The organism is Nesterenkonia halotolerans, assembly GCF_014874065.1.
GTDB classification, from domain to species: Bacteria; Actinomycetota; Actinomycetes; order Actinomycetales; family Micrococcaceae; genus Nesterenkonia; species Nesterenkonia halotolerans.
On sequence record NZ_JADBEE010000001.1, the window covers coordinates 1,746,722 to 1,772,816 of the forward strand.

The window sequence follows — 26,095 nt, forward strand, 5'->3', positions numbered from 1 at the left end:
CATGGCATAGGGATGCGACACTCGGAGGAACGTGAACACGACTGACCAGGACTGACGAAGCCCCCGACGCTGCTGCGTCGGGGGCTTCGCTCGCTTGGTGGTCTCGTGGCCGTGGGTGGACCAGGGTGCAGTCCAGCAGCGAGTCAGTTCACGGTGGCCGGAGTGATCAGCACGCGGTGGCCCTGGATCTCCCGGACCGCCCCGGTGAGGTGCAGCTCAGCCTGCAGCGGCAGCTCACCCACCGAGGGACCGGCGTAGAGATCGATCGCGCCGGGCTCCACGATCCGGCGGTAGTCCACTCCGGTGAAGGAGAACCGGTCGGCGTGGACCTCGAAGGTCACGGTGCGGCTCTGGCCCGGGGCCAGCTCCACCTTGGTGTAGCCGAGCAGCTGCCGGACCGGGCGGGCCACGGAGGCGACGCGATCACCGAAGTAGAGCTGCACGACCTCCTCCGTGGGCCGAGCCCCGGTGTTGGTCACCGTCACGCTCACGTGGGCCGTACCGTCCACGGCAAGCTCCGCCGCAGAGACCGAGAGCTCGGAGTACTCCACGGTGGTGTAGCTGAGACCGTGCCCGAAGGGGTACAGCGGCGTGGGATCCAGGTTGGAGACGCCCTGGCTGTTCTGTCCGAGCGGCGCGGCGATATAGCCGACAGGCTGGCCGCCCGGCAGGGCCGGAACGCCGATGGGCAGCCGACCGGTGGGCTCGATGGCTCCGCTGAGCAGATCCACGATGGCGGGCCCGCCCTCTTCGCCGGGGAAGAAGCCCTGCACCACGGCGGCACAGCGCTCAGCCAGGCCTCCCAGTGCATAGGGACGCCCGGAGATGACCACGAGCACCACGGGCGTGCCGGTGTCCAGGACGGCCTCCACAAGCTCATGCTGGGCTCCGGGGAGCCTCAGGTCCTCGACGTCGCAGCCCTCACCGGAGGTGCCCGCGCCGAACATGCCGGCCAGGTCACCCACGGTGACCACCGCAATGTCGGCGGCCGCGGCAGACTCGGCTGCGGCAGCGATCTGGCTGTCGTCGTGGGTCACGATCGGGGAGCCATAGCTGTAGGTGACCTCGGCGTCGGCGTAGGTCTCGCGCAGCGACTCCAGGACCGACGGCATCGGCACGCCGATGCCCTTGTGCGGGAAGGTCCCTGCCGGGTACTTCGCGAGCACGTGGTTGGGGAAGGAGTAGCAGCCCATCATGGTGCGCGGCTCATCGGCCGAGGGGCCCACCACGGCGACGCGCTTGGCGGCCTGGGAGTCCGGGGCGAGCGGCAGCACGCCGTCGTTCTTCAGCAGCACCAGTGACTTTGCGGCCACGGTGCGGGCGAGCGTGCGGTTCTCGGGGGAGTCCAGGTTCACCGACTCATCGATGGTGGGCTCCCAGTCGGCGTCGTCGTCGCCGCGGTCGAGCAGACCGAGCTCGGCCTTCTGCCGCAGCACACGGCGCACCGAGGCGTCCAGCACGGACTCCTCGAGCAGTCCGTCGCGGACCTGCTGAGCCAGGGTGCGGTAGCCGCCGGTGTGGGGCAGCTCCACGTCGAGACCCGCGGAGATGGCGAGCCGCGCGGCCTCGGCCTGATCGGCGGCCACGTGGTGCATCTTCTCCAGGAAGGCCACGGACCAGTAGTCGGCGACCACGGTGCCCTCGAAGCCCCACTGTTCGCGCAGCACCTCGGTGAGCAGCCAGTGCGAGGCGGCCGGGGCCTCGCCGTCGATGTCGGCGTAGGAGTTCATCACCGAGCCAACCTTGCCCTCACGGACTGCGAGCTCGAAGGGGTAGAAGATCATGTCGATCAGCTCGCGCTTGCCCATGTGAACCGGCGCGTGGTTCCGCGCGGCACGGGAGGCGGCATAGCCGGCGAAGTGCTTGAGCGTGGCGATGATGCCGCTGGACTGCAGGCCTTTGACGTAGGCGGTGGCCAGCGTGCCGATCACGTAGGGGTCCTCGCCTATGGTCTCCTCCACGCGGCCCCAGCGGGCATCACGGACGACGTCGAGCACCGGGGAGAGTCCCTGCTGGACGCCGGTGGCGGCCATGTCGGCGCCGATCGCGGCGGCCATCTCCTCGACGAGCTCCGGATCGAATGTGGCGCCCCAGGCGAGCGAGGTCGGGTAGACCGTGGCCTGGTAGGCGGTGTAGCCGGTGAGGCACTCCTCGTGGGCGATCGCGGGGATGCCGAAGCGGTTCGCGGCGACCACGGCGGCCTGGCGCTGACGCAGATCCGCGGCACCTTCGGGCACTGACAGGGCCACCGTGCCGTAGGTGCGGGTCAGGTGGCCCTCGCCGTCGAGGATCTCGGATTCGAAGGGCAGCTTGCCCGCAGACATGGCGTCCTCCATCGGAGCGACCTCACCCTGGGTGTCCGGGTCTTCGCGCATCTCCCAGTGGGAGCCGAGCTGAGAGACCTTCTCCTCGAGCGTCATCTCTGCCAGCAGCGCATCTGCGCGCTGCTCAGCGGAGAGGGAGGGGTCGTTCCAGGGGCCGGTGATTCGTTCGGGGGTCTGTTTGCTCACGGATGAACTCCTTGGTTTGTTTCAGCGACGATGAGGCATCGGCATGGCAAAACCGCCGCATCGATGCTGGTGGGCAGCATCGATGCGGCGGCGTCGAGGGTCAGGCGTTGACGCCGATTCTCACTTGCCGAAGCCGGCGGTCAGACCCGCCACGATGTGGCGGCGGGCAAAGATATAGGCGATCAGCAGCGGCAGAGCCGAGAGCACGACGGCTGCCAGCGTGGCCGGCACGTCGATGCCAAACTGACCGCTGTACTCCCAGAGCGAGAGCGGCAGCACGCGCACTTCGCTGCTCTGCGTGAGCACCAGCGGGAACAGGAAGCTGTTCCAGACCTGCAGGGCCTGGTAGATGCCCACGGTCATCAGCGCCGGCTTCGCCATCGGGAGCACCAGCGAGGTGAGGATCCGCCACTCCCCTGCGCCGTCGACCTTCATGGATTCGAAGAGCTCGGCCGGGATGTCGCGCACGAAGTTCACGATGATGAGCACGCTCAGCGGTATCGCGAACGCGATCTGCGGCAGGATCAGCGCCCAGAGGGTGTCATAGAGGCCCAGCTGCTGGATCAGGTAGTACACCGGGATGATCGTCGCCTGCACCGGAATCGCGATGCCGAGCAGGATGATCTGGAACAGGCGCTTGCCGCCCAGAGTGGTCGAACGCGTGATGTAGTACGCCGCCATCACCGAGGCCGAGAGGACCACTGCCACGGTGGAGAGCGTGACGATCAGCGAGTTGGTGAAGTAGTGCAGGAAGTCGTTCTCCAGCACCTTGATGAACGGCGCGATCGTCGGGTTCGTGGAGGGCAGCAGCTGGTTGTTCGCCCGGAGGTCCTCACTCGTGCGGAACGAGGTGATGACGATGTAGTAGATCGGGAGGATGATCACTGCCAGCCAGAGCCAGCCGCCGATTCCACCGAGGATGTTCAGCTTCTCACCCGGAGCGCCGGTGCGCCGGACCTTGTTCTGCTTGATGTTGCCGCGGTCCCCGCCGGCAGTCTCGGGGGTGATCGCCTTCTGCGTCTTGGCGTCAGGAGTCGCCGGTTCGCTGCTTGTGGTGTGTGTCATCATGCGCCTGCCTTGTCGCTGTCCATCTTGGAGGAGCCCGAAAGGACGTTCAGCAAGAGAGAGAGGGTCAGTCCGATTGCTACGAGGATCACCGCGATGACCGAGGCGTAGCCGAGGTTGTATGAGGCGAATCCGGTCACGTACATGTCCAGCGGAAGGATGCGCACTGCGTCTGCAGGCTGCCCGCCGGTGAGCACGTAGATCAGGTCGAAGTAGGTGAGGGAGCCGACCAGCATCAGCGTGGAGGAGGTGATGATGGTGTAGCGCAGCTGGGGCAGCGTGATGGAGAAGAACTGCCGCAGGCGACCGGCACCGTCGATGGTGGCGGCTTCATACATGGACGCGGGGATCTGGCGCACGCCTGCCTGGTAGAGCAGACCGTGGAACGGCACGAAGCACCAGCCGACCACGAAGATCATGACCCACATGACCAGGTCGGAGTTCGCCAGCCAGTCGTTGGGCAGCCACTCGAAGGGCAGCGCCGCCGAGAGGCCGTAGTTCGGGGAGAACAGCGACTGGAAGGTCAGACCGACGGCCACCGAGGAGAAGAGCAGCGGAAGGAAGTACAGGACCGCAAGCAGGGCGCGGTAGCGCTGCTGGCCCGCCATGAAGACGCCGAGGAGCAGCGCCACAGGGGCCTGGAAGAGGTACGAGCCGATGACGAACGTGACCGTCAGACCGAGGGCCGTCCAGGTGAAGGGGCGATCGAAGAGCACCGCCTCCCAGTTGGTCAGGCCCACCCACTCGGGGGAACCCAGCACGTTCCACTCCATGAAGGAGATCACGACCACTCCGATGAGCGGGATCAGGGCGAATATTCCGAAGAACGCGACAGCGGGCAGCGCCATCAGGAACGAGGGTCCCTTTTGACCAAGCCCGGTCGTCTTGCTTCGAGAAGCGGTTTCAGTCATGAGCTCGATTCAGATTCTTGTTGTCGGTGCAAGGCAAACGGTTCGGGGCGACCCGTCAGGGCCGCCCCGAACCGATTGTGGGATTCGTCAGAGCGCGTTCATCGCGTCGACGAACTCCTGCGGAGTCATCTCCCCGCGGAGGATTCCGGACAGGTTGTCGGTCAGCGGCTGAGCCACCTCAGGAGCAACAGCCTGGTCCCAGGAGAGCTGGAAGTTGTTGGCGTCACCGACCAGCTGGCTGGAGAACTCGAGGAAGTCCGCGTCCTCGGTGGCAGCGATCTCCTCTTCGATGTCATTGAGCGGCGGCAGCGAACCGGCCTCGAGCATCGCATCCACGGTCTCCTCGTTGTAGAGGTTCTCGCTGATGTAGTCCATGGCGATCTGCTGCTCTTCTTCCGAAGCATCAGCCGAGACCGACCAGAAGTTGGCTGGGTTGCCCACGATGTTCGAGGGGTCTCCCGCTCCGTCTTCCAGTGTGGGGAAGGAGGTGAAGCCGAAGTTGCCCGAATCAGCGAACTCTGGGAAGTCGTTGTTGATGGTGGCATAGACCCAGGAGCCCTGCAGCAGCATGGCGGCCTGACCGTCAGCCAGCAGCTGGGCATCCTCGTTCTGATCCGCGGTCACGGAGTTGTAGGAGTCGATGAAGCCACCGTTCTCGCCCAGGTCCTGCATGGTCTCCAGTGCGAAGAGGATGGACTCGTTGTCCCATGCTCCCTCTTCACCCTCGACCACTGCCTGGAAGACCTCTTCGCCGCCATGGCGGTCGGTGAGGTACTGCAGCCACATCAGAGCGGGCCAGACGGAGCCGCCGGCGAGTGAGAACGGCGCAACATCGTTCTCGTTGAAGGTCTCGATGGCCGCCTCGACGTCTTCCCAGGTCTCAGGGATCTCGACACCGGCCTCGTCGAAGACCTCCTGGTTGTAGTACATGACCACTGGCTGCACATCGTTCAGCGGGACGGCGTAGGTGCTGTCCTCGACCTGGCCGTTCTGCCAGACCGAGTCGAAGACGCGCTCTTCGAGGTCACCGGTCTCGCCGGTGAGGTCCACGACCGCATCCTGCTCGGCGTATTCCAGCAGCGCGCCACCGGTCCAGGACATGATCAGCGTGGGGGCCTCGCCGGAGCCGACCGCGGTGCGGATCTGGCCCTTGTACGAGTCATTCTCGATGCCCTCGACGTCGATCTGAGCGTCTTCGTTGGATTCGTTCCAACGGTTGAAGTCTTCTTCGATGGCGGGCCAGCCGCCGCCGGTCAGGATCCATGCGTTGGCGTCTGCGTCTCCGCCGCCGCCGTTGTCTCCGCCGCCGCCGCAGGCGGAGATCGCCATCAGGGAGGTGACTCCGAGGCCTGCTGCTGCCATGCGAGTTGCTTTACGCATCGTTGCGTCCTTTCTCATCAGTGCGAGCTCCAGCTCTGTACCGGTACATGGCCAAGGTCTCCCCAGTGCTCCGGATCGGCCGGATGGGATGCTCAGCAGCACAGAGCCGCAGTCCGAACCAGATCCGGGTCTGAAGCCCGAATGGACCTGAGAACAGACTGTGATCTGGATTTCGTCTTGCCGTAAGACTAAATAGTCTGATCAGTGTGTGTCAAGACACAACCCATGACCTACGTCACACTTGCGTCTTATGGTGAAACTTAACTCGCCGCGGGTCCTCGCGGGCCGGTCCGCACCACAGACGTAAGGCCTGGTCACCAGCGATCCTCTGCCGGTGCCCAGGCCTCACAGTCTGTGAAGAGCCAGCGATTACTCGCTGGGCTGAGTCTCGTTCATGTTCTCCGCGAACTCCTCGGGAGTGATGTCCCCTGCGAAGATCTGCCCCAGGTTCTCCAGCAGCGGACGCTCCTGGCTAGGGTCGACGGCCTGGTCCCAGGAGAGCTGGAAGTTCGGAGCTTCCTGGACCATGTCATAGGCGAAGCTCAGGAACTCGGGGGCCTCCGTGTCCTGGATCTTGTCCTCAAGGCCCTTCAGCGGCGGGATGTTTCCCGTCTCGAGCATGCCGTCCACGTAGTCATCGTTGAAGAGCCATTCGGAGAGGTAGTCCACGCCGGCCTGCTGCTCCTCCTCGGTGGCGTTCGCAGAGACCGACCAGAAGTTCGCCGGGTTGCCGACGATGCTGTTCGGGTCGCCCTCCCCTCCCTCGATCTCCGGGAAGGTGGTGACGCCGAGGTTGCCGGTCTCCATGAACTCGGGGCTCTCTTCGAGCAGCCGGGAGTAGACCCAGGAGCCCTGCAGGACCATGGCGGAGAGGCCATCTGCCACGAGGTGCGCATCCTCGTTGTTGTCCGCCACGACCGAGGCGAAGCCGGGGTCGAAGGCTCCCGCTTCCACCAGTTCCTGGCAGCGCTCCATCGCTTCGATGATCGCCGGATGCGACCAGGCGTCCGGCTCTCCTGCCACGACTGCCTCGAAGGCCTCGGGTCCGCCGATGCGATCGGTCAGGTACGAGGCCCACATCAGCATGGGCCAGAGTGAACCGCCAGCCAGCGAGAAGGGGTGGACGCCCTGCTCCTGGAAGACCTCGACGGCCTCGAGCAGCTCGTCCCAGGTGGTGGGCACCTCGATGCCGGCCTCGTCGAAGACCTCCTGGTTGTAATACATCATGACCGGCTGCACGTTGTTCATCGGCACGGCGTAGGTGGAGCCGTCGACTTCACCGTTGGCCACCACTGACTCGATGAGGCCCTCGCGCAGCTCCTCGGTCTCCTCGGTGATGTCGGTGACGTAATCACCCTCCACGTACTCCAGCAGTCCGCCGCCGGTCCAGCCCACGATCAGCGTCGGAGCCTCACCGGAACCCACTGCGGTGCGGATGCGGTCCTTATAGATGTCGTTGGCGAAGCTCTCCACCGTGAAGGACTGGTCCGGGTTCTCCTCGTTCCAGGCCGCGAAGTCCTCTTCCACGACGTTCCAGACACCACCGTTGAGCACCCAGGCGTCCGGCTCGCCCGAAGACTCGGAGTCGCCTCCCCCGCCGCAGGCGGAGAGCCCGAACATTGCGCCTGCCGCGAGGACCGCGGTGCTCAGCTTGGTCTTCTTACCCCACATAGAAATCATTCCTATCCTCATCAATAGCGATGTGCTTGCGGTACGAGTGTCGTGCGGTACTGGGGTCCTCAGGCGGCGATGGCGTAGACGCCCCAGCTGAGGAAGAAGGCCATGAAGCCGATGGCGGTCGCCATGACGGACCAGGTCTTCAAGGTGGTGATCGTGTCGAAGCCGCAGAAGCGACCCACGAGCCAGAAGCCGGAGTCATTGAAGTGCGAGAAGGTGATCGAACCCGCCACGATGGCGACCACGAGGGACGCCAGGGCGAAGCCGTCGAGTCCCAGCTCCATGACACCGGGGGCCATGATGCCGCCCGCAGTGGTCGCGGCCACGGTGGCCGAGCCCTGGGCGACGCGGATGACCACGGCGACGAGGAATCCCGCGAGGATGACCGGCAGACCCAGCGCATCCAGCCCCTCGGCGATGGATCCGCCGATCCCAGTGGCCGTGAGCACGGCGCCGAAGGCACCGCCCGCACCCGTGATCAGAATGATCGAGCAGACCGGAGCCAGCGCGTTGTCGATCAGGTCAGACATCGCCTCGCCGAGTCCGCCCGAGCCCCTGCGCGGCTTGATGAACAGCAGGTACATCGCGGCCAGAGTCGCGATCAGCAGCGCCACGGGAGTGGGGCCGATGAGCTGGGAGAGCGCGTAGCCGAAGCTGTCCTCGCTGATGCGGCCATCGGCCTCCAGCGTGTTGGACAGTGCGTTGTAGAAGATCAGCGCCAGCGGCAGGAGCAGCACGAAGATGACGGTGCCGAAGGCGGGCCGCGCATACTCCTCGGTGACCCGGGACTCGCCGAAGAGGTTCGGGACCGGGAAGTTCGGGTAGCCCTTGGCCATCACCAGTCCGAGCCGGTAGCCCGCCAGGTACCAGGTGGGGATGCCCACCATCATGGCGACGATCAGCACCAGCCCGATGTCCGCGCCCATGACCGTGGCGGCCGCCGTCGGCCCGGGGTGGGGCGGGGTGAGCGCATGCATCATCAGGAATGCGCCGATGGAGGGCAGCACGTAGAGCATGAAGCTGCCGCCGAGCCTGCGCGCCACGGTGTAGATCACCGGGAGCATGACGATGAAGCCCGCGTCGAGGAAGATCGGGAAGGCGTAGAACAGCGAGGCCACGGCGAGGGCCAGGGGCGCTCGCTTCTCCCCGAAGGTGGCGAGCATCTTGTCCGCCAGCACCTGCGCGCCGCCGGAGATCTCGACCAGGCGTCCGAGCACGGCGCCGAAGCCGATGAGCAGCGCAACATTGCCCACCGTGGTGGAGAACCCGTCGACCACGACGGAGAGGACGTCGCCGACGGCGATGCCGGCGGCCAGTGCGGTGATCAGCGAGACGATGATCAGCGAGAAGAAGGCGTGGAGCTTCACCTTCACGATCAGCACCAGCAGCAGAATGATGGAGGCCAGTGCCAGGCCGAGCAGGGCCGGGGTGGGGAGCTCGAAGGCGAGCGTCAGATCATCGGTCATTTCTTGCCCTTCGGTGCTGGGCCGAGCTCACGCAGCAGGTCTCCCATGCGGGCATAGGCCTTGTTGCGGTAGGCGATGACCTCAGCCTTGGTCTCGTCGTCGAAGTCTCCGGTCCAACCCTTGCCGTTCTTGACGCCGTGCCGGCCGGCCGCGACGTTCTCCTCGAGCAGCTTCGGCGGGGCGAGACGCTCGCCGTAGGCCTCGGAGAGCGTGTTGAACCCATTGGCGTAGACATCGAGGCCTGCCTGGTCCGCGATGGCGAAGGGCCCGAAGAAGCCGAGTCGGAAGCCGAAGGTGGTGCGCACCACCGTGTCGACGTCTTCTGCTGTCGCGATGCCCTCCTCCACCACCGAGGCAGCCTCTTTGAGCAGCGCATACTGCAGCCGGTTCAGCACCATGCCGGGAGTGTCAGCGACCTCTGCACCCTCGCGGCCAGCGCGGGCCAGCAGATCTTTGACGGCGTCCACCACATCCGGAGTGGTGGCCACGCCGGAGACCAGCTCGACGCCGGGGATGAAGGGGGCCGGGTTGGAGAAGTGCACGGTGAGGAACCGCTCAGGGTGCTTCACCGCCGAGACGAGCACGTGGACCGGGATGGTGGAGGTGTTCGTGCCGATGATGGCGTCTTCGCGAGCATGCTCGGAGATCTTTCCCAGCACCTCCCGCTTGACCTCGGGGGACTCGAAGACGGCTTCCTCGATGAAATCGGACTCGGCGACTGCTGCTTCCAGCGTGCGGCCCGCCGTCAGGTTTGCCTTGATGGTCTCGGTGGATCCAGCGGCATAGAGCCCCTGGTCCTCAAACTCCTGTGCCTCCTGGAGCAGCCGCTCCAGTCCCTTCTTGGCCGCCTCGACGTCGACGTCGACGATCTCGACTTTCAGGTCCGCCAGGGCCAGGGATTGGGCGATGCCACCGCCCATGTATCCGGCGCCGACGACTGTCACGGTGTTGATGGTCTTAGCCATGGTTCTCAAGTCTCTTTCGTCATGTTGCGCTGTCTGTGGATGGTCATGCCGCGATGGCTGCCGCCTCAGCTGGTGGCTGGGCGTGCGGCACCGAGCAGCGGGCTGTTCTCTGCCGAGGTCAGGATCTGGGCGATGTACTCGCGGTTCTCGGCGCAGACTCCGATGGAGTCGGAGCCGTAGTGCTCGCAGCAGAACGGCCCCTCATAACCGAGCTCGAGTGCCCGGCGGATGATCTTGCGGTAGTTGATCTGGCCGTACTTCAGCGGCATCGGCGCCGAGGAGTAGCCGCCCGTCGCCGGGTCTTCATCCCGTGTGTAGTTCTTGATGTGCCAGAAGTTCGCGTGCGGGAGCACCTTCTCGAACATCTCCTCATACGCCGGCATCGGCCGGTGCAGTCGGATGAAGTTGCCGAGATCGGGGTTCAGGCCCACGGCGGGGTGGTCGACCTCGGCGTGGAACGCCACGGCCTCATCGGCAGTGCCCAGGAACGTGTCCTCATACATCTCCAGGCTCAGCTCGATGCTGTTCGCCTGGGCGTGGTCACCGAGTTCGCGGATTCGCTCCACCGCCAGCGGGCGCAGTGCAGGATCGTCATGGTGGCCCTCCTCGAGCCAGAACCAGAGCGCCTGCTGCTGGACTGGGGTCAGTGCCTGCATGAATCCGGTGTTGACGATGGTCGCACCGAACTCGGGGGCGATGTCGATGAGCCGATGGGCATCGGCGAGGTTGCGTTCGCCGTGCTCGCGGTCCACCACAGAATTCCGCGTCATGGAGATCGAGGAGATCTTGAGCCCCTCATCCGCGAGGACCTTCTTGAACTCTTCGAGCCGGGACGGGGAGAGCTTCTGGAGGGGAAGCCAGGCGTCCGTGGGATCGATGTGATCGAAGCCGAGTTCGCGCATCTGGCGGAGGCAGTCGGACCAATAGGTCGTCGACGCCTCCCAGACCGGGACGCCCTCGGAGGTCTTGCCTCCGAAGGCGAGCATATTTCCTGCAATGGGCCACGTGGCTGCTGTGAACATCTGTTCCTTTCAAACGTGCATGCGGGTTCATCTTTGAGTACTTGGGTGCGTGTGTCAAGCGTCACACGTGACATGTGCGCGCCGCGGTGAGCCGAAAGCGGCGGAATCTAGGCGTCGGAAGGCCGGGCGGCAAGCTGGAGAAGTTCCAGATATCCCTGCAGGGACCAGGCGGCGCGCCCGATGAACAGTCCCTCCACTCCGGGGATGGCCAGCAGCTCAGGGGCATTGGCGGGCGTGACGGAACCGCCATAGAGCAGCGCCTCGACTCGGTCTCCGTACTCCCGGTGCAGCACGTCGAAGGGTTCGAGCAGCTCATCGACCTCGGCCGGGCGCCCCTGCGCGCCGATCGCCCAGATGGGCTCGTAGGCGATGAGGACCCGGCTCAGCTGTTCCTCGGTGAGCCCCTGAAGTGCACCGCGCGCCTGATCCAGCAGGAAGCCCGCCGCGCCGCCCTCCTGCCGGACCTGGGCGGATTCGCCGATGCACAGCAGCGGGATCAGCCCGTGTCGAAGCGCTGCCTCGACCTTGAAGCGTGTGGTCTCGACGGTCTCCCCGAAGTGTTCACGGCGCTCGGAGTGGCCGATCTCGACCAGCGACGCACCGGCATCGGCGACCTGCGGAACCGAGACCTCCCCCGTCCAGGCCCCGCTGTCCTCCCAGTGCGCGTTCTGCGCTCCGAGGAGGACTCCGGGGGCGGAGCCGGGGCTCGAGGAACTCGGACCGATCTCGGCGGCCACGGCGGCCAACGCCGTGTGTGGAGGAATGATGAACGGCTGCACCCCCTCCGTGAGCTCCGGTCGGCTGCTGAGCGCCTCGCGGAGTCCCCGGGCGTAGGTGCGCGCCTCTGCCAGGGTCTTGTTCATCTTCCAGCTGGTCCCGATCCAGCGTGTCATCCGCGATCCTTCTTCAGATGATCCGCCAGAGCCTCCATGAGCAGGGCGAAGGACGTGGCCCCCGGGTCGGGGGTGCCCAGCGATTTGTCCCCGAGCACCCTCGAGCGGCCCAGCCGCGCCTTGAGCTCTGCGGTGTCGGCGGCCGCCTCGGTGGCAATGGCAGCTGCGGAGGACAGCGCGGAGCCCAGATCCTCTCCGGCCTGCGACTGCTTCTGCAGATCCGCGGCGAAGGGAGCTGCTGCGTCGACCATGGTCTTGTCCCCCGGCTGAGCGCCTCCGAGCCGGCGGACGGCTTCGACCCCACTGAGCAGCGCCTGCACCGCGGCATCCGGGTCAGCCTTGGTCTCATCCGAGAGAGCGCCGCCCGCTGCGGTGAGCGCCGAACCCCAGAGGGCTCCGGAGGTGCCGCCCGCCGATTCGGCCCAGGCCGTTCCCGCGTGGAGCAGCACCGTCCTGGCGCCGGCGCCTCTCTCGAGCGCCGCACGGCCCGCGTCGACCGCGCCGCGGCTGCCCAGCACCATGCCCTGGCCGTGGTCGCCGTCCCCGGCCACGGCATCGAGGCGGCCGAGCTCGCCCTCGTTCTCGGCGCAGACCCGTGCGAAGAGCTCGATGACCTCCTGCACGGACGCCGCGGTGGCTTGGGACTCCGAGCTGGCCTCGGGAACCTTCTCCTCACCGGGAGTGTAGAACTCGGTGCGGGGAGCGCGGTCCTGCATCGACGGAAGATCGCGCAGCTCGCCTCGACGATAGGCGGGAGTGTCGGCGGCGGCGACCCAGTGCCGTTCGAGCTCCTCGTCCAGGAACACCACGGTCAGCGAAAGTCCTGCCATGTCCAGACTGGTGACGAACTCCCCGACCTCGGGCTGCACGGCGGTGAGACCGGCCTCTGCGAGGCGCTCAGAGATCCGCCCGTAGACCACAAAGAGCTCCTCGTACTTGACCCGGCCCAGGCCGTTGAGGACGACGGCGACGCGCCCGCTCGCCTCCTGCGGCACCTCCTCGAGGATGCCTTCGAAGAGCAGATCGGCGACTTCGCTGGCCGTGCCCATCGGGATGTCACGGATGCCGGGTTCGCCGTGGATGCCGAGCCCGACCCCCATGGTGGACTCGGGGACGTGGAACAGCGGCTCGTCGGCGCCCGGCAGGGTGCACCCGTCGAAGGCCAGACCGAAGGAGCGCGTTGCGTCGTTGGCCTTCCAGGCGATGCGCTCGGCCTCATCGAGATCGACACCCGCCTCGATCACGGCCCCGGCGATCTTGAACACCGGAAGGTCACCGGCGATGCCGCGACGATCACGGTGGTTCTTGCGGCTGTTCGAGGCGATGTCGTCGCTGACTCGAATGATCCGCACATCGATCCCCTCGGCGCGCAGCTTCTCCGCGGCCGCTCCGAAGTGCAGGACGTCTCCGGCGTAGTTTCCGAATCCCATGAGGACTCCGCCGCCGTTCTCGGCGTTGCGGGCCACGGAGTAGACCTGGGAGGCCGAGGGTGAGGAGAAGATGTTTCCACACGGAGCACCGTGACCCATTCCCGGGCCGACCCAGCCGGCGAACGCGGGATAGTGTCCTGAGCCGCCGCCGATCACCAGTGCAGGCTGGCCGGCAGGGGTCTGTGTGGAGCGAACCACTCCCCCGTGCACGGCGGTCACGTACTGCGAGTTGGCGGCGGCGAAGCCGAGCACCGCCTCGTGGGAGAAATCAGATGCAGAGTTGAGCAGGTAGGTCATGACTGTCCTCGTGGTCCCGGATCGGTACACCCTTGACGGGTGGTACAGATGTGCGCTGACATATGTGCTGAGGCCACCCTAGAGCAGATAGCGTGACCAGCACCACTTTCCGCGCGGAGTCAGCTGGACGGATACGATGTCCCGATGGAGGCAACAGAGGTCATGAAGGACGCCGACGCGGGCACATCTGAGCTGGAACGCCTGTATCGCGCTGCCCAGCTCTACTACGAGCAGGGAGCGACTCAGGCGGAGGTTGCAGAGCAGCTGAAGGTCTCCCGGCCCTCGGTCAGCCGCATGCTCGCAGAAGCGCGTGCGCAGGGAATCGTGGAGATTCGAGTCCACCGCCCCGCGGCCTCCGGCATGGACGAGCTCAGCGCGCGGTTGACCCAGAAGCTGGGCGTGGAGGCAGTGCACCTGGCGCCGGGAGATCAGTCTCAGCGCGTCGGGCTGGGCCTGGGCCCCGTGACGCGGCAGGCCCTGGCGGGCACGAATCTGCGCGCCGGTGACGTGCTGCTGCTGGCCTCAGGGGAGACGACCTACGCATTGGCCCAGCAGCGCCTGGGTGACTTCTCCGGAGTGGTCATCGCGCCGACCGTGGGCGGCCAGGCAGAGCCCGATCCCTGGCACCAGACCAATGAGGTGGTGCGAGCCTTCGCCGCCACCTCCGGGGGATACCCCCACTATCTCTTCGCGCCGTCGATGCCGTCGCCGGCCCTGCTCTCGGCGCTGCAGGACGACCCGGGCTATCGCCAGGTGGTCGCCGATTGGAACACCGCAAAGGTGGCACTGGTGGGCATAGGCGCGGCACCGCTGTCACGCAATTCGATCGCTCAGTCAGTGCCTCGCCATCATCCGAATCTCGCGAAGTCGATCGGCGACGTCTGCCTCGCGTTCTACGATCCGCAGGGCCATGAGGTCACGTTCCCCGGCAGCGAGCGGATGGTGCGGGTTCCCGGCGAGACGCTGCGTGCCGTTCCCACGCGCATCGCGGTGGCAGTCGGGGTCCACAAGGCGCCGAGCATCATTGCCGCGGCCAACGCAGGGTGGTTCAACATCCTGGTGACCGACGAGTCAACGGCTCGCGCGGTGGACCGCCAGCTCTAGCTGCAGCTACCGGTGTCCTCGTAGCGGGTGATGGCCCCGACCTTTTCTGCGGAGGCGCTTGAGGGGTCGAACTCATGCTTGAGCCACTCATCGACGAGCTTGCGGGCAAGCTCCCGGCCGATCACGCGCTGTCCCATGCACAGGACCTGCGCGTTGTTCGAGAGCACGCCACGCTCCACGGAGTAGGCATCGTGGGCGGTGACTGCGCGAATGCCCTTGACCTTGTTGGCCGAGATGGCCACGCCGAGACCAGTGCCGCAGAGCAGCAGGGCTCGGTCAGCCTCGCCCGCGACGATCTTCTCCGCGGCGGACACTCCGACATTCGGATAGGGAGTCTTATCGGCGTCATCGCCGACCCCGACGTCGAGGACCGAGGCCACCCGAGGATCGGCCTCCAAGTCAGCTTTCAGGACCTCTTTATAGGCGAAACCGGCTTCATCGCTGCCGATGACGATGCGAAACTGACTGCTCATGATGGCTCCTCCACTCGTACCAGGGTCTTCCTCCATGCTACGTCGCGCAGAACAAACGTCAAATACATCTGTTCAGAGCGAAGCCTGGGAGCGAGCACCCCAGCCGCACAGAGGCCCGACGTCGGCGCGCACATCTTGCGCCGTCGTCGGGCCTCTGTGAAGAACCAAGCCTCAGCAGGTCAGGAAGTGGCTCCAGCCTTGTCCAGGTGGGAGCGGATGAACCACTGGAAGAGCTCGAGCTCCTTGGCCTGCCCGATGAGCAGGTCCTCGGTGATCGGATCGAGCTCGCCGACCTTGTTCAGCACATCGCGGTGGTCGCCGATGACGCCGTCGTAGACCTTTTCGAGCTCGGCCAGATGGGTGGTCCCGTCAGCCTTGAACAGCGGGTAGTCCTCCCAGTGGCGCTTGGAGACCAGCTCGCCGCTCAGTCCGGAGGGTGATCCACCCAGGGTGGCGATGCGCTCGGCGACCTCATCGGCGAATCCACGCACGACCTCGGTCTGCGGGTCGAGCATCTCGTGGATGGCGATGAAGTTCGGGCCCACCACGTTCCAATGGACGTGCTTGAGGACCAGGTGAAGATCGTTCAGGGCGTACAGGCGGCTCTGCAGCAGACCGGCAATCTCGTGGCCGTTCTCCTGCGCCAGACCTGGCGCGGTGTAGTCGGAGTACTTTTCAGTCATGTCACACTCCTCGTGCTGTTGATGCATGAGCGCTGTTCGGCGCGGACACTGTTGATACTAGTGATTCATAAAAGGGACCGCTAGGCAGTTGAGCCTATCCTCAGTCGCCGGTTCAGGCCGGCGGGGTCATCACTTCCATGCCACCGAGGTAGGGCCGCAGCGCCTCGGGCACGCGCACGGTGCCATCGGCCTGCTGGTGATTCTCCAGGATCGCGACCAGCCAGCGAGTGGTCGCCAGCGTTCCGTTCAGCGTGGCCACGGGCCGTGTGGGGCCCTTGGAGCCGTCCTCCTTCACCGTGCGTTCCCGGATGTTGAGCCGGCGCGCCTGGAAGGTGGTGCAGTCCGAGGTGGAGGTCAGCTCGCGGTAGGTGGACTGGGAGGGGACCCACGCTTCGCAGTCGAACTTTCGGGCCGCGGAGAGACCAAGATCACCGGCGGCGATGTCCACCACCCGGTAGGGCAGCTCCATCTTCTGGAGCATCTTCTCCTCCCAGGCCAGGAGCTTCGCATGCTCCGCAGCGGAGTCTTCGGCCGAGCAGTAGATGAACATCTCGAGCTTGTTGAACTGGTGCACGCGCAGGATGCCGCGGGTGTCACGACCGTGGGAGCCGGCCTCGCGCCGGTAGCAGGTGGACCATCCGGCGATGCGCTCCGGTCCCTTGTCGAGGTCGAGGATCTCATCGGAGTGGTATCCGGCGATGGCCACCTCTGAGGTGCCGACCAGATAGAGGTCGTCACGCTCGAGGCGGTAGATCTCGTCGTCGTGCTCCACGTCGAATCCGGTGCCCGCCATGGTCTCGGGGCGCACCAGAGTGGGAGTGATCATCGGCGTGAAGCCGGCCTCCACGGCCTGGTCCAGGCCCATCTGCATCATGGCCAGCTCCAGCCGGGCCCCGATCCCCTTGAGGAAGTAGAACCGCGCGCCGGAGACCTTGGCCCCACGCTCCATGTCCACGGCGGCCAGGTGTTCGGCCAGTTCCAGGTGATCCTTGGGGGTGAACCCTTCGGCCTGGAAATCCCGCGCCGCGCCTTCTTCGCGCAGCACGACGAAGTCCTCTTCGCCACCGGAGGGGACGCCCTCGTGGATGAGGTTCGGGAAGGCACCCTGGAGCCGGCGCAGCATTTCCTCGGCCTCACCGGAGGCGGTCTCGGCGGCCTTCACCTGGTGCGAGAGCTCCTTGACCTCGGCGAGCAGCTGCTGCTTCTCTTCGCCGCTGGCCTGGGCGACCTTCTTGCCGAAGGCCTTCTGCTCTGCACGCAGCGTCTCGAAACGGGTGATGGCGGCGTTGCGCGACTCCTGGGCGGAGATCAGCGCATCCACTGCGGCTTCGTCCGCCTGGCGTGCGCGCTGGCTGGCCCGGTAGGTCTCGGGATTCTCGATGAGGTCCTTGATGTCGATCACGACACCAGCCTATCGCCACACTGCCGCCAGGCACCGCCAGTAGACTGCCTCTGATGACTAACGACGCGCTCAGCACACTTCTCTGGTTCGCCCTCGCCGCGGCAGCACTGCTGCTCATTGCGGTGATCTGGCTGAGCGTCTCGCACCACAGACTTCGCCGGAGCAACGCCGCGCTCGAGAGGGAGCGCGAGCGCAGCAACACTCACTATTCGCCGAGCGAGCACGCTCCGGGTCGCCTGGTGGCGGTGGTGGTCAACACGACCAAGGACTCCTCCGACGACGTCGTGCGGCAGATCCACTCCACCTGTTCCCGTGCCGGCATGCCGGCACCGCTGGTCATGGCCTCCAGCGCTGAGGATCCAGGCCATGTGATGACCCGCCGGGCGCTCGAGGCGGGCGCCGCCGTCGTCGTCGCGGCTGGTGGCGACGGCACCGTCCGCGCTGTGGCAGCGGAACTCGCCGGAACCGAGACCGCCCTGGGGATCGTGCCGCTGGGCACCGGAAACCTCTTCGCGCGCAACATCGGCCTGCCCTATCAGGACCTCCACGCCTGCGTGGATGAGGCCATCCACGGCCGCAGCCACCGCGTGGACACGCTCGACCTGGTGCTCGAGCGTGTGGGCGGTCGCACCGAAGAAGAGATCTCCCTGGTCATCGCCGGCGGCGGGCTGGACGCTGAAGTCATGGGCGACACCCGCGAGGCGCTCAAGCAGCGCGCGGGCTGGCTGGCCTATGGCGAGGCCGGACTGCGCCACATCATGGGCGCGCGCTCCAGCGTCACCGTCCAGCTCGACGACGGCGAGGCGCAGACCCACAAGGTCCGCTCGGTCCTGCTGGCGAACTGCGGCTCACTCCAGGCCGGCATGCTGCTGGTCCCCTCCGCCGAGTTCGACGACGGGCACATGGACGCGGTGCTGTTCACTCCGCGCCACGCGCTGGACTGGGTGCGGATCATGGCCAAGACCGTCACTCGCTTCGCGGCTGACATTCCGGTGATGACCGTGCGTCAGGCCAAGCAGGCACGGATCACGATGGCCGAGCCGATGCCCTTCCAGATCGACGGCGACGCGGTCGGCGAGGTGATCAGCGTCTCCGGGACCGTCCACGCCCATGCGCTGAAGGTCAATGGAGTGACGGTCCGGGGCGTCCAGGAGCTCCACGACGAGAACACCGAGGCTGAGGACGAAGTCTCCATCGAGTCCAGCACGACAGAGGAAGCCGCCGGCGACTCCGGGCTCACCGAGGCCAAGGTCACCAAGGAGCCGACGAGCTGATCCCGTTCTCCGGGCTCTCTTACGCGTGTCTCAGCGAGCTGATCCACGCGGCAGCGGCGGTGAAGGCTTCGTCGGAGACTTCGGCGGTCGTCTGCTGCGGCTTCTCGTCGGCGCGCGGATAGGACCCCAAGAAGCGAATCCCCGGTGCGATGCGATGAATTCCCGCGAGCGCATCGGCCACCCGCGCCTCGGCGATATGACCTTCGAGGTCGATCGAGAAGTAGTACTCCCCCAGCCCGTTGCCGGTCGGCCGTGACTCGATCCGGCAGAGGTTGACCCCTCGGGTCGCGAAATGCTCGAGCAGCTCCATCAGTGCGCCGGCCCGGTCCTGTGGAAGCGGGATCATGATCGTGGTCTTGTCCGCCCCGGTGATCGAGGGAATCTCACCTGGCCGCGCCACGAGCACGAACCTCGTCACCGCCCCGGCCACGTCCTCGATGCCGCTGGCCACCACGTGCAGACCCAGCTGGGCCGCCACCAGCGGGGAGCACACCGCGGCATCGGCGCTCGGCTCCTCCTCCAGAAGCCCACGAGCAGCAGCCGCGGTGGAGGAGGCAGGAACGAACTCCGCTGCCGGAATCGTGGACTCCGCCCAGCGCCGGACCTGCGCCCAGCCATGAGTGTGCGTGGAGATCGTTCGAATCTGCTCGGTCGCGAGGGGCGCGGCAGAGGCCAGCACGAAGCTGATCGGCACAAGCGCCTCCCGGACGATGTGCAGTCGATGCGCCACAGAGATCGCGTCCAGGGTCGCGGTGACTCCGCCCTCCACCGAATTCTCGATGGGCACCATGGCGGCGTCGACCTCTCCGGCCTCGACCATGTTCAAGGCGGTCAGCACCGAGCCCGCTGGCACGCGCACCGCCTGCTCCACTCCGGGAACCTGCAGCAGTGCCGCCTCGGTGAAGGTGCCTGCGGGGCCCAGAAAGGAGTAGCGCAGAGACTCTGCCTCATCGCGGCTGCCAGCGCTCATCGGACCTTGGGCTCCTCACCGGTGGACGACTCCAGCGGCCGCCCGGCCACGAGCCAGCCGTCCATGCCGTCTGCGACGAAGATCGCCGCATACCCTTTGCCGGTCAGCCAGGTCGTGATCTGCACCGAACGCCCACCGGTCCGGCAGATCACGTAATAGTCCTCGTCGGGGTCCAGCTCCGCCTCAAACCGGGCCGGGATCTCGCCCACAGGAATGTGCAGCGCCCCCGGGGCGTGGCCCTCGGCGAACTCATAGTCCTCCCGGACATCGAGCAGCGCGGCATCGGCGGGGACATCTGCGGCACGAACAGTCTCGAAGTCCGACATTTCAGCCTCCTTCAGGGCAGGGCGAACAGGCCTGGTGCGCCCTCAACACTAGCGCGTGCGGAGAACGCCACGCATAGAGTGAGCCCATGGAGCAGAACACCGATCCAGCCGCACCGTCCACCGCCGTCCAGCTGCGCCGCGACTTCTTCCACGGCGAGGTCTCCGCGGTGGAGCTGGCCACGGCCGCACTGACCGCCGCCGCGGTTCAGGCTGAGCTGGGCGCCTTCATCCACCTCGACGCGGAATACGCGCTGCGCCGCGCAGAGGAGGTCGACCAGGTGTGCCGTGCCGTGCTGGACTCACGCAGCGAAGATTCCCGTGCGGCAGCCATGGCAGAGCTCTCCGCCCGAGCGCCCCTGCTGGGGCTGCCCGCCGCGTTCAAGGATCTCGTCCAGGTGGCGGGGATGCCCACCACAATGGGCACCGCAGCGATGCCTGCGGTCATCCCGGGCCGCGATGACCCGCTCGCCCGACGTGTCCACGCCGCCGGCGCGATCAGTCTCGGCAAGACCCAGGTCCCCGAGTTCGGGCTTCCCTGCTACTCGGAGAACGACATCGCCTCCCCGGCGCGCAACCCCTTGGACCCGGACCGCACGGCGGGAGGCTCGACCGGTGGCGGGGCCGCCGCCGTGGCATCCGGCATGCTCCCGATGGCTCCGGGCAACGACGGCGGAGGCTCCGTCCGCATCCCAGCCGCAGCCTGTGGGCTGATCGGGTTGAAGCCCGGCCGGGCGCGCCTGCCCGATGACCAGCAGGACCCGAGCGTGCGCAACCTCGCGGTCTCCGGCCCCCTCGCCACCACAGCCGAGGACGCTGCGCTGCTCTTCGACGTGATGGCCGGGCATCGCTTCTCCGAGAGCGCCTCGGGGCTGGCGGAAGGCCCCGCCATGCGAACGGTCCGTCAGGCGCTGCAAGACGGCCTCCCCCCGCTGCGCATCGGCGTGACCACAGAGTCCCCGTTCTCCCCGGATCTGGACATCGTGCTCGCCGAGTCCGCCGTGACGGCGCTGGAAGACGGCCTCAATGCACTGGAACGGCTGGGGCACATCATCCAGGGGAGCAGCCACTGCACCGGGGTGGACGCGTTCTGGCCGGATGGTTATCACCACAACTTCCAGGCACTCTGGACCTCCCGGCTGGGTCAGCTCGAGTTCTCCGCTGAAGAGCGGGCGAAGCTGGCCCCGCTGACCCGGTACTTCATCGACCTGGCAGCCCAGCGACCCGAGGCCCAGACGCAGGAGGCGATCGCCGCACTGGAATCCTTTTCCGCCGATGCGGAGGCTTTCATGGGGCCATGGGACATCCTGGTCACACCGATGCTCGCCTTCGCCCCGCCGAGCATCGGATGGTTCACCTCGCTGACGCCCGAGGAGAACTACCGAGAGCAGTGCCGCTTCACCCCGTACAGTTCGGTGATCAATGTGATGGGACTGCCGGCGATCAACGTTCCCACCCATATCGACTCCGACGGGTTGAGCTGGTCCCTCCAGCTGATCGGCCGCCGCGGCTCGGAAGAGACGCTGCTGGCGCTCGCCGCCACCATGACAGAAGCCTGAGACACCATGGGACAGGCCTGAGACCTGACGACGCGGGTCACAGCTCAGAGAACCCTGGGTGGACACAGCAGCGCCGGGCCCGATGTTCTCGGACCCGGCGCTGAGTCGTATGCAACCGCTCACCTGGCGGAATGTCTCACCCGGTGGGCGAGCGTGAAGGCTTGAGCCAGATTACTTCTTCAGGCCCTGGACGAAGCCCTTGACGCTGTCCTTCGCGTCCTGCGCTGCGTCTGCGGCCTTGGCCTGGGTCTTCTGGCTGTTGCCTTCAGCCTCGGTCTCCTTGTCGCCGGTCAGCTTGCCGAAGCCTTCCTTGGCGGAGCCGGTTGCCTGCTCGGTCTTGTTGTTAGTCTTGTCATCGAGTCCCATAGGTGACCCCTTTCGTCGGCGGACAAGTCCCTTGTCACGCTACAGATCGCGCCGCCGCCTGTCACTCAGAACCGTCTTTTCCCAGCGAACTCACAGTGAACTCCCTCGGCGGCTCAAGGCCTGCGCGGGTCATCCTCCTCGCGACGCGAGAGGTCACTCTCGTTGACCGGGGTGGCCAGCGCCTCGTCGTCGGTCCCGAAGCCAACATCGGTGCCGCGGAACCGCGCGATCGCGCTGAGCACGTGGTGGATCGCCAGTGCGGCAAAGCTGCCCAGGGCGATGCCTTCGAAGACGACCTCCCCGAAGACCATGGTGAAGTTGGCGATGGCGATCACCAGCGGCACGCCCGCGACCGCCAGGTTGATCGGATTGGCGAAGTCCACCCGGTTCTGCACCCAGATGCGCACGCCCAGCACGCCGATCATCCCGTAGAGCACCGTGCCGGCACCTCCGAGTACCCCCACAGGCACCGTGGCGATCAAGGCTCCGAACTTCGGCAGCAGGGCCAGCAGGATGGCGAAGAGACCCGCCACCCAGTAGGCAGCGGTGGAGTACACCCGGGACGAGGCCATGACCCCGATGTTCTCGGCGTAGGTCGTCGTCCCCGAGCCGCCGCCGGTGCCGGCGAGCATGGTCGCCGCGCCGTCGGCGATCAGCGCCCGCCCGGTCAGCGGGTCCAGGTCCTGCTTCGTCATCAGCGCCACGGACTTCACGTGTCCGACGTTCTCGGCCACGAGCACCAGCACCACCGGGATGAACAGCCCCAGCACCCCGATGTGGAAGCTGGGTGCCGTGAACTCCGGCAGGCCGAACCAGCCCGCGGACCCGATGGCGGAGAAGTCCACCTCTCCGCGCAGCACAGCCACCACATAGCCGGTGACCACTCCCACCAGGATCGAGAGGCGCCCGAGCAGTCCCTTGAACAACACGCTGGCCAGCAGGATCGACGCGATCGTCACGGTGGCGGTGATCGGCGCCTCATTGACGTTGTTCCACGCCGCAGGCGCGAGGTTCAGCCCGATCAGCGCGACGATCGCGCCGGTGACCACGGGCGGCATGATGCGCTGGATCCAGTGGCTGCCGGCAAAGTGGACGACGACGCCGACCACCACCAGTCCCAGCCCGGCCAGGAAGATCCCACCGAGCGCGCCGGACATGCCGTACTGCGCCGTGGCCGCACCCACGGGGGCGAGGAAGGCGAAGGAGGACCCCAGGTAGCTGGGGATGCGGCCGGCGGTGATGATCAGGAACAGCACGGTGCCGATGCCGGAGAACAGCAGCGTGGTGGACGGCGGGAAGCCGGTGATCAGCGGCACCAGGAACGTGGCGCCGAACATCGCGACCACGTGCTGCATGCCCACCCCGGTGGTCTGGAACCAGCCGAGACGCTCTCCGGGAGTCACCACCGCGCCGGGTCTGACAGTTCGGCCGTCACCATGCAGCGTCCACCCGAATCCGGGGAACCGGTTCTTCTTCTGCGTCTCCATCACACACACATTAGCGGCACCTGGGCGTCGGCATGCCAGGTCCTGGGCAGCCGAAGGATCGTCGTTCAGCTTTTTCCCTATCTTGAACGCCATCACATGATGATTACATTCGATGCAATTCTCGGAGTTGATCGGCAGGATCCGCGCATTCCCCCGGCACACCTGGGCTCTGGCGCCGCGCATATCGCTGAGGCTAAACTCCAGAACGTGTCCTGAACCCCTGTTTCACCGGGTATTCACCCGATCCGCGGTTGAATCTACGAACCAGCTCACTACTGTGGAGACCGATGCCTCATACCGCAGATACCCCTGCCCAGAACTCCACCGGGTCCTCCACGGCCTCGGAGCGAGTTGAGATCCGCACGCCCACGGTGGAAGACGGCACGTCGCTCTGGCGACTCGCCGCCGGCACGGGCGTCCTGGACGTGAACACCCCCTATGCCTACATCCTGTGGACCCGGGACTTCGCCGAGACATCGGTGATCGCCGAGGTCGACGGAGAGCCCGCGGGATTCATCTCCGGGTACCGCCGCCCCGGTGCCCCGGAGACGCTGTTCATCTGGCAGGTGGCAGTGGACTCGCGCTTCCGCGGACGCCGCCTGGCCTCACGGATGCTCACCACACTCGTGGAGTCGGTCGCACCAGAGCGCCTGGAGACCACGATCACCGCGGACAATGCTGCGTCGATCGCGCTGTTCACCGGCCTCGCCCGCGATCAGGATGCCGAGATCACCACCACGTCCTTCTTCACCGAGAAGCACTTCCCCTCAGCTCAGGAATCCGGGGAGGAGCACGCCCCCGAGGACCTCTACACGGTGGCCCCGCTGGGCTCCCGCACCGACTGAGCGTCACCCCCGCGAACTTCCAGCACGACTTCCCCGAAATCTAAGGAATCGATAAGCACCATGGCTACAGACATCTTTGAAACTCGCGAATCCCAGGTCCGCAGCTACTGCAAGAACTGGCCCGCGACCTTCGCCAAGGCATCGGGTCCCTACCAGTGGACCGAGGACGGCACCCGCTACCTGGACTTCTTCTCCGGGGCCGGCGCGCTGAACTACGGGCACAACCACCCCGAACTGCGCGATCTGATCGTCGACTACGTGGCCAACGACGGCGTCACGCACTCAATGGACATGAAGACTCCGGCCAAGCGCCACTTCCTGGAGACCTTCGAGCGCGTCATCCTGGAGCCTCGCAAGCTGGACTACAAGGTCATGTTCCCCGGGCCGACAGGCACCAACACCGTGGAGGCCGCGCTGAAGCTGGCCCGCAAGGTCACCGGTCGGCAGCACATCCTGTCCTTCACCAACGCCTTCCACGGCATGACCCTGGGCGCACTGTCCGTCACGGGCAACTCGATGAAGCGTCGCGGTGCCGGCATTCCGCTGACGAACTCCTCGAAGATCCCCTATGACGACTACTTCGACGGCGATATGCCCGACTTCCTGTGGCTGGAGAAGATCCTTGAGGACTCCGGCTCCGGCGTGGACAAGCCTGCCGCGGTGATCGTGGAGACGGTCCAGGGCGAGGGCGGCCTCAATGCCGCACGCATGGACTGGCTGAAGTCCCTGGCGTCCCTGCTGCGCAAGCACAAGATCCTGCTGATCGTCGACGACGTCCAGGCAGGCTGCGGACGCACCGGCAAGTTCTTCTCCTTCGAAGAGGCCGGGCTCTACCCGGACATCGTCTGCGTCTCCAAGTCGATCTCCGGCTACGGCCTCGCCATGGCGCTGACCCTCTTCAAGCCCGAGCTGGACGTCTGGGAGGGCGGCGAGCACAACGGCACGTTCCGCGGAAACAACCTCGCCTTCGTGACCGCAGCCCGCGCACTGGAGATCTTCTGGGCCGATGACAGCTTCGAGAACCAGCTCGCCGAGCGCATCACCGAACTCCACGACGGCCTGGCGAAGATCGCCGAACATGTCCCCGGCGCCTCGATCCGCGGACGCGGCTTCCTCACCGGCATCCACTTCCCCAACCCGGACACCGCCGGCAAGACCGCGGCAGAGGCCTATAAGCGCAACCTGCTGGTGGAGACCTCCGGTCCGCAGGACGAGGTCCTCAAGCTCATGCCAGCGCTGAACATCGAATCCGAGGACATGCAGAAGGGCCTCGCGATCGTCGAGGAGTCCGTCCTGGCAGCCACCGGAAATCTCGGTGAGCCCTCCCGGCTGCGCGCACCCCGCTGAACCTGCTCCCGGGCGCTACGCCCCACATTATTGACAGCCACTGATCGGAGATCTGCGTGTACACGATGAACATCGACACCCTCAACGGCACGGACCGCGACATCCAGCAGGAGAACTGGCGCTCGCGCCGCATGGTCCTGGCCAAGGAGAAGGTGGGCTTCTCCCTGCATGAGACCACCCTCTACACCGGCACCACCAATGAATTCTGGTATGCCAACCATGTGGAGGCCGTCTACTGCGTGGGCGGCAAGGGGACCCTGACCGACCTCGAGACCGGAGAGAAGTACGCCATCACCGACGGCTTCCTCTACATGCTCGACGGCCAGGAGAAGCACCGCGTCGAGGTCGAAGAAGAGATCCGCGTGGTCTGCGTCTTCAATCCCCCGGTCACCGGCCGCGAGGTCCACGACGAGAACGGCGTGTACCCGCTGATCATCGAGGACGAGACCGCCTGATCTGTTGAACAGCTGAGCCCTCGCTGCACTGATTCGCAGCGTCCGACGGCGCCCGCTCACCTTCACCACGGAAGACACCGTGGACGAGGTGAGCGGGCGCCGTCGTCGTCTCTGCTGGCAACTGGAAGCCGGGTCCGGTTTGGACTTCTGCGACCGGCTGTGATGTGATCTAGCTGACATGTGACCCACAG

At 66.2% G+C, this 26,095-nt stretch carries 23 protein-coding genes; 6 read left to right on the forward strand and 17 right to left on the reverse strand.

The genetic code is table 11. From position 1 onward, the window contains the following. Positions 1 to 143: 143 nt before the first annotated feature. The 10 genes from H4W26_RS07965 to H4W26_RS08010 form a co-directional block, all read right to left on the reverse strand. Complete coding sequence (locus H4W26_RS07965) at positions 144 to 2,510, reverse strand: glycoside hydrolase family 3 N-terminal domain-containing protein (RefSeq protein ID WP_318779809.1); 2,367 nt, start codon at positions 2,508 to 2,510, stop codon at positions 144 to 146. Between the two features lie 120 nt (positions 2,511 to 2,630). Continuing rightward, the gene (locus tag H4W26_RS07970; RefSeq protein WP_192591538.1) at positions 2,631 to 3,575 is read right to left on the reverse strand and encodes a carbohydrate ABC transporter permease; all 945 of its coding nucleotides are present in this window, start codon (positions 3,573 to 3,575) and stop codon (positions 2,631 to 2,633) included. Then, a complete protein-coding gene (locus H4W26_RS07975) occupies positions 3,575 to 4,486 on the reverse strand; it encodes a carbohydrate ABC transporter permease (protein ID WP_192591539.1) in 912 nt (303 codons plus the stop codon). The genes H4W26_RS07970 and H4W26_RS07975 overlap by 1 nt, the downstream gene beginning before the upstream one ends. A gap of 87 nt (positions 4,487 to 4,573) precedes the next feature. Beyond that, complete coding sequence (locus H4W26_RS07980) at positions 4,574 to 5,866, reverse strand: extracellular solute-binding protein (protein WP_192591540.1); 1,293 nt, start codon at positions 5,864 to 5,866, stop codon at positions 4,574 to 4,576. A gap of 369 nt (positions 5,867 to 6,235) precedes the next feature. Next, positions 6,236 to 7,546 carry an extracellular solute-binding protein gene (locus H4W26_RS07985; RefSeq protein WP_225939639.1) on the reverse strand — a complete coding sequence of 437 codons (1,311 nt, stop codon included), beginning with the start codon at positions 7,544 to 7,546 and terminating at the stop codon, positions 6,236 to 6,238. 59 nt (positions 7,547 to 7,605) lie between these two features. Then, a complete protein-coding gene (locus tag H4W26_RS07990) occupies positions 7,606 to 9,009 on the reverse strand; it encodes a GntP family permease (protein WP_192591541.1) in 1,404 nt (467 codons plus the stop codon). Continuing rightward, positions 9,006 to 9,974 carry a 3-hydroxyacyl-CoA dehydrogenase family protein gene (locus tag H4W26_RS07995; protein WP_192591542.1) on the reverse strand — a complete coding sequence of 323 codons (969 nt, stop codon included), beginning with the start codon at positions 9,972 to 9,974 and terminating at the stop codon, positions 9,006 to 9,008. Before H4W26_RS07995 ends, H4W26_RS07990 begins: the two co-directional genes overlap by 4 nt. 65 nt (positions 9,975 to 10,039) lie before the next feature. Continuing rightward, positions 10,040 to 10,996: a sugar phosphate isomerase/epimerase family protein gene (locus H4W26_RS08000; protein ID WP_192591543.1), complete on the reverse strand. Its 957-nt coding sequence runs from the start codon at positions 10,994 to 10,996 to the stop codon at positions 10,040 to 10,042. A 107-nt stretch (positions 10,997 to 11,103) separates the two neighbouring features. Continuing rightward, entirely contained in the window at positions 11,104 to 11,889 is a 786-nt protein-coding gene (locus H4W26_RS08005) for a triose-phosphate isomerase (protein WP_192591544.1), read from the reverse strand. After that, positions 11,886 to 13,616: a dihydroxyacetone kinase family protein gene (locus H4W26_RS08010; protein WP_192591545.1), complete on the reverse strand. Its 1,731-nt coding sequence runs from the start codon at positions 13,614 to 13,616 to the stop codon at positions 11,886 to 11,888. Before H4W26_RS08010 ends, H4W26_RS08005 begins: the two co-directional genes overlap by 4 nt. Positions 13,617 to 13,760: 144 nt before the next feature. Between H4W26_RS08010 and H4W26_RS08015 the strand changes: the two genes are divergently transcribed. Beyond that, positions 13,761 to 14,720 (forward strand): sugar-binding transcriptional regulator, encoded by a 960-nt coding sequence (locus H4W26_RS08015; protein WP_192591546.1) that lies wholly within the window; start codon positions 13,761 to 13,763, stop codon positions 14,718 to 14,720. On the opposite strand, the gene H4W26_RS08020 is transcribed toward H4W26_RS08015, so the two are convergent. The 3 genes from H4W26_RS08020 to serS all read right to left on the reverse strand — a co-directional run bounded on the left by H4W26_RS08020 (position 14,717) and on the right by serS (position 17,278). Then, on the reverse strand, positions 14,717 to 15,193 hold the full coding sequence (locus H4W26_RS08020; RefSeq protein ID WP_192591547.1) for a ribose-5-phosphate isomerase: 477 nt from the start codon (positions 15,191 to 15,193) through the stop codon (positions 14,717 to 14,719). The genes H4W26_RS08015 and H4W26_RS08020 overlap by 4 nt on opposite strands. 179 nt (positions 15,194 to 15,372) lie before the next feature. Beyond that, entirely contained in the window at positions 15,373 to 15,876 is a 504-nt protein-coding gene (locus tag H4W26_RS08025) for a Dps family protein (protein ID WP_192591548.1), read from the reverse strand. Between the two features lie 112 nt (positions 15,877 to 15,988). Further along, positions 15,989 to 17,278 (reverse strand): serine--tRNA ligase, encoded by a 1,290-nt coding sequence (serS, locus tag H4W26_RS08030; RefSeq protein ID WP_192591549.1) that lies wholly within the window; start codon positions 17,276 to 17,278, stop codon positions 15,989 to 15,991. Between the two features lie 53 nt (positions 17,279 to 17,331). Here serS and H4W26_RS08035 point away from each other — a divergent pair, with 53 nt between their 5' ends. Then, complete coding sequence (locus H4W26_RS08035; protein ID WP_192591550.1) at positions 17,332 to 18,552, forward strand: diacylglycerol/lipid kinase family protein; 1,221 nt, start codon at positions 17,332 to 17,334, stop codon at positions 18,550 to 18,552. Between the two features lie 19 nt (positions 18,553 to 18,571). On the opposite strand, the gene pheA is transcribed toward H4W26_RS08035, so the two are convergent. Together pheA and H4W26_RS08045 are read right to left on the reverse strand one after the other, a co-directional pair. Then, positions 18,572 to 19,522, reverse strand: a complete 951-nt coding sequence (pheA, locus tag H4W26_RS08040) for a prephenate dehydratase (RefSeq protein WP_192591551.1) — start codon at positions 19,520 to 19,522, stop codon at positions 18,572 to 18,574. Beyond that, entirely contained in the window at positions 19,519 to 19,848 is a 330-nt protein-coding gene (locus tag H4W26_RS08045) for a rhodanese-like domain-containing protein (protein WP_192591552.1), read from the reverse strand. Before H4W26_RS08045 ends, pheA begins: the two co-directional genes overlap by 4 nt. Positions 19,849 to 19,934: 86 nt before the next feature. Between H4W26_RS08045 and H4W26_RS08050 the strand changes: the two genes are divergently transcribed. After that, the gene (locus tag H4W26_RS08050) at positions 19,935 to 21,404 is read left to right on the forward strand and encodes an amidase (RefSeq protein WP_192591553.1); all 1,470 of its coding nucleotides are present in this window, start codon (positions 19,935 to 19,937) and stop codon (positions 21,402 to 21,404) included. 171 nt (positions 21,405 to 21,575) lie between these two features. Here H4W26_RS08050 and H4W26_RS08055 read toward each other — a convergent pair whose 3' ends face one another. Together H4W26_RS08055 and H4W26_RS08060 are read right to left on the reverse strand one after the other, a co-directional pair. Then, the gene (locus H4W26_RS08055; protein WP_192591554.1) at positions 21,576 to 21,770 is read right to left on the reverse strand and encodes a CsbD family protein; all 195 of its coding nucleotides are present in this window, start codon (positions 21,768 to 21,770) and stop codon (positions 21,576 to 21,578) included. Between the two features lie 113 nt (positions 21,771 to 21,883). Beyond that, positions 21,884 to 23,257, reverse strand: a complete 1,374-nt coding sequence (locus tag H4W26_RS08060) for a uracil-xanthine permease family protein (RefSeq protein ID WP_192591555.1) — start codon at positions 23,255 to 23,257, stop codon at positions 21,884 to 21,886. Positions 23,258 to 23,544: 287 nt separating this feature from the next. Here H4W26_RS08060 and ectA point away from each other — a divergent pair, with 287 nt between their 5' ends. From ectA to H4W26_RS08075, 3 genes are read left to right on the forward strand one after another with little or no spacing between them, the layout of a single operon-like run. Further along, a complete protein-coding gene (gene ectA / locus H4W26_RS08065; RefSeq protein ID WP_192591556.1) occupies positions 23,545 to 24,102 on the forward strand; it encodes a diaminobutyrate acetyltransferase in 558 nt (185 codons plus the stop codon). Positions 24,103 to 24,162: 60 nt separating this feature from the next. Further along, the gene (ectB, locus tag H4W26_RS08070; RefSeq protein WP_192591557.1) at positions 24,163 to 25,449 is read left to right on the forward strand and encodes a diaminobutyrate--2-oxoglutarate transaminase; all 1,287 of its coding nucleotides are present in this window, start codon (positions 24,163 to 24,165) and stop codon (positions 25,447 to 25,449) included. Between the two features lie 56 nt (positions 25,450 to 25,505). Next, positions 25,506 to 25,904, forward strand: a complete 399-nt coding sequence (locus H4W26_RS08075; protein ID WP_192591558.1) for an ectoine synthase — start codon at positions 25,506 to 25,508, stop codon at positions 25,902 to 25,904. The last annotated feature ends 191 nt before the right edge of the window (positions 25,905 to 26,095 follow it).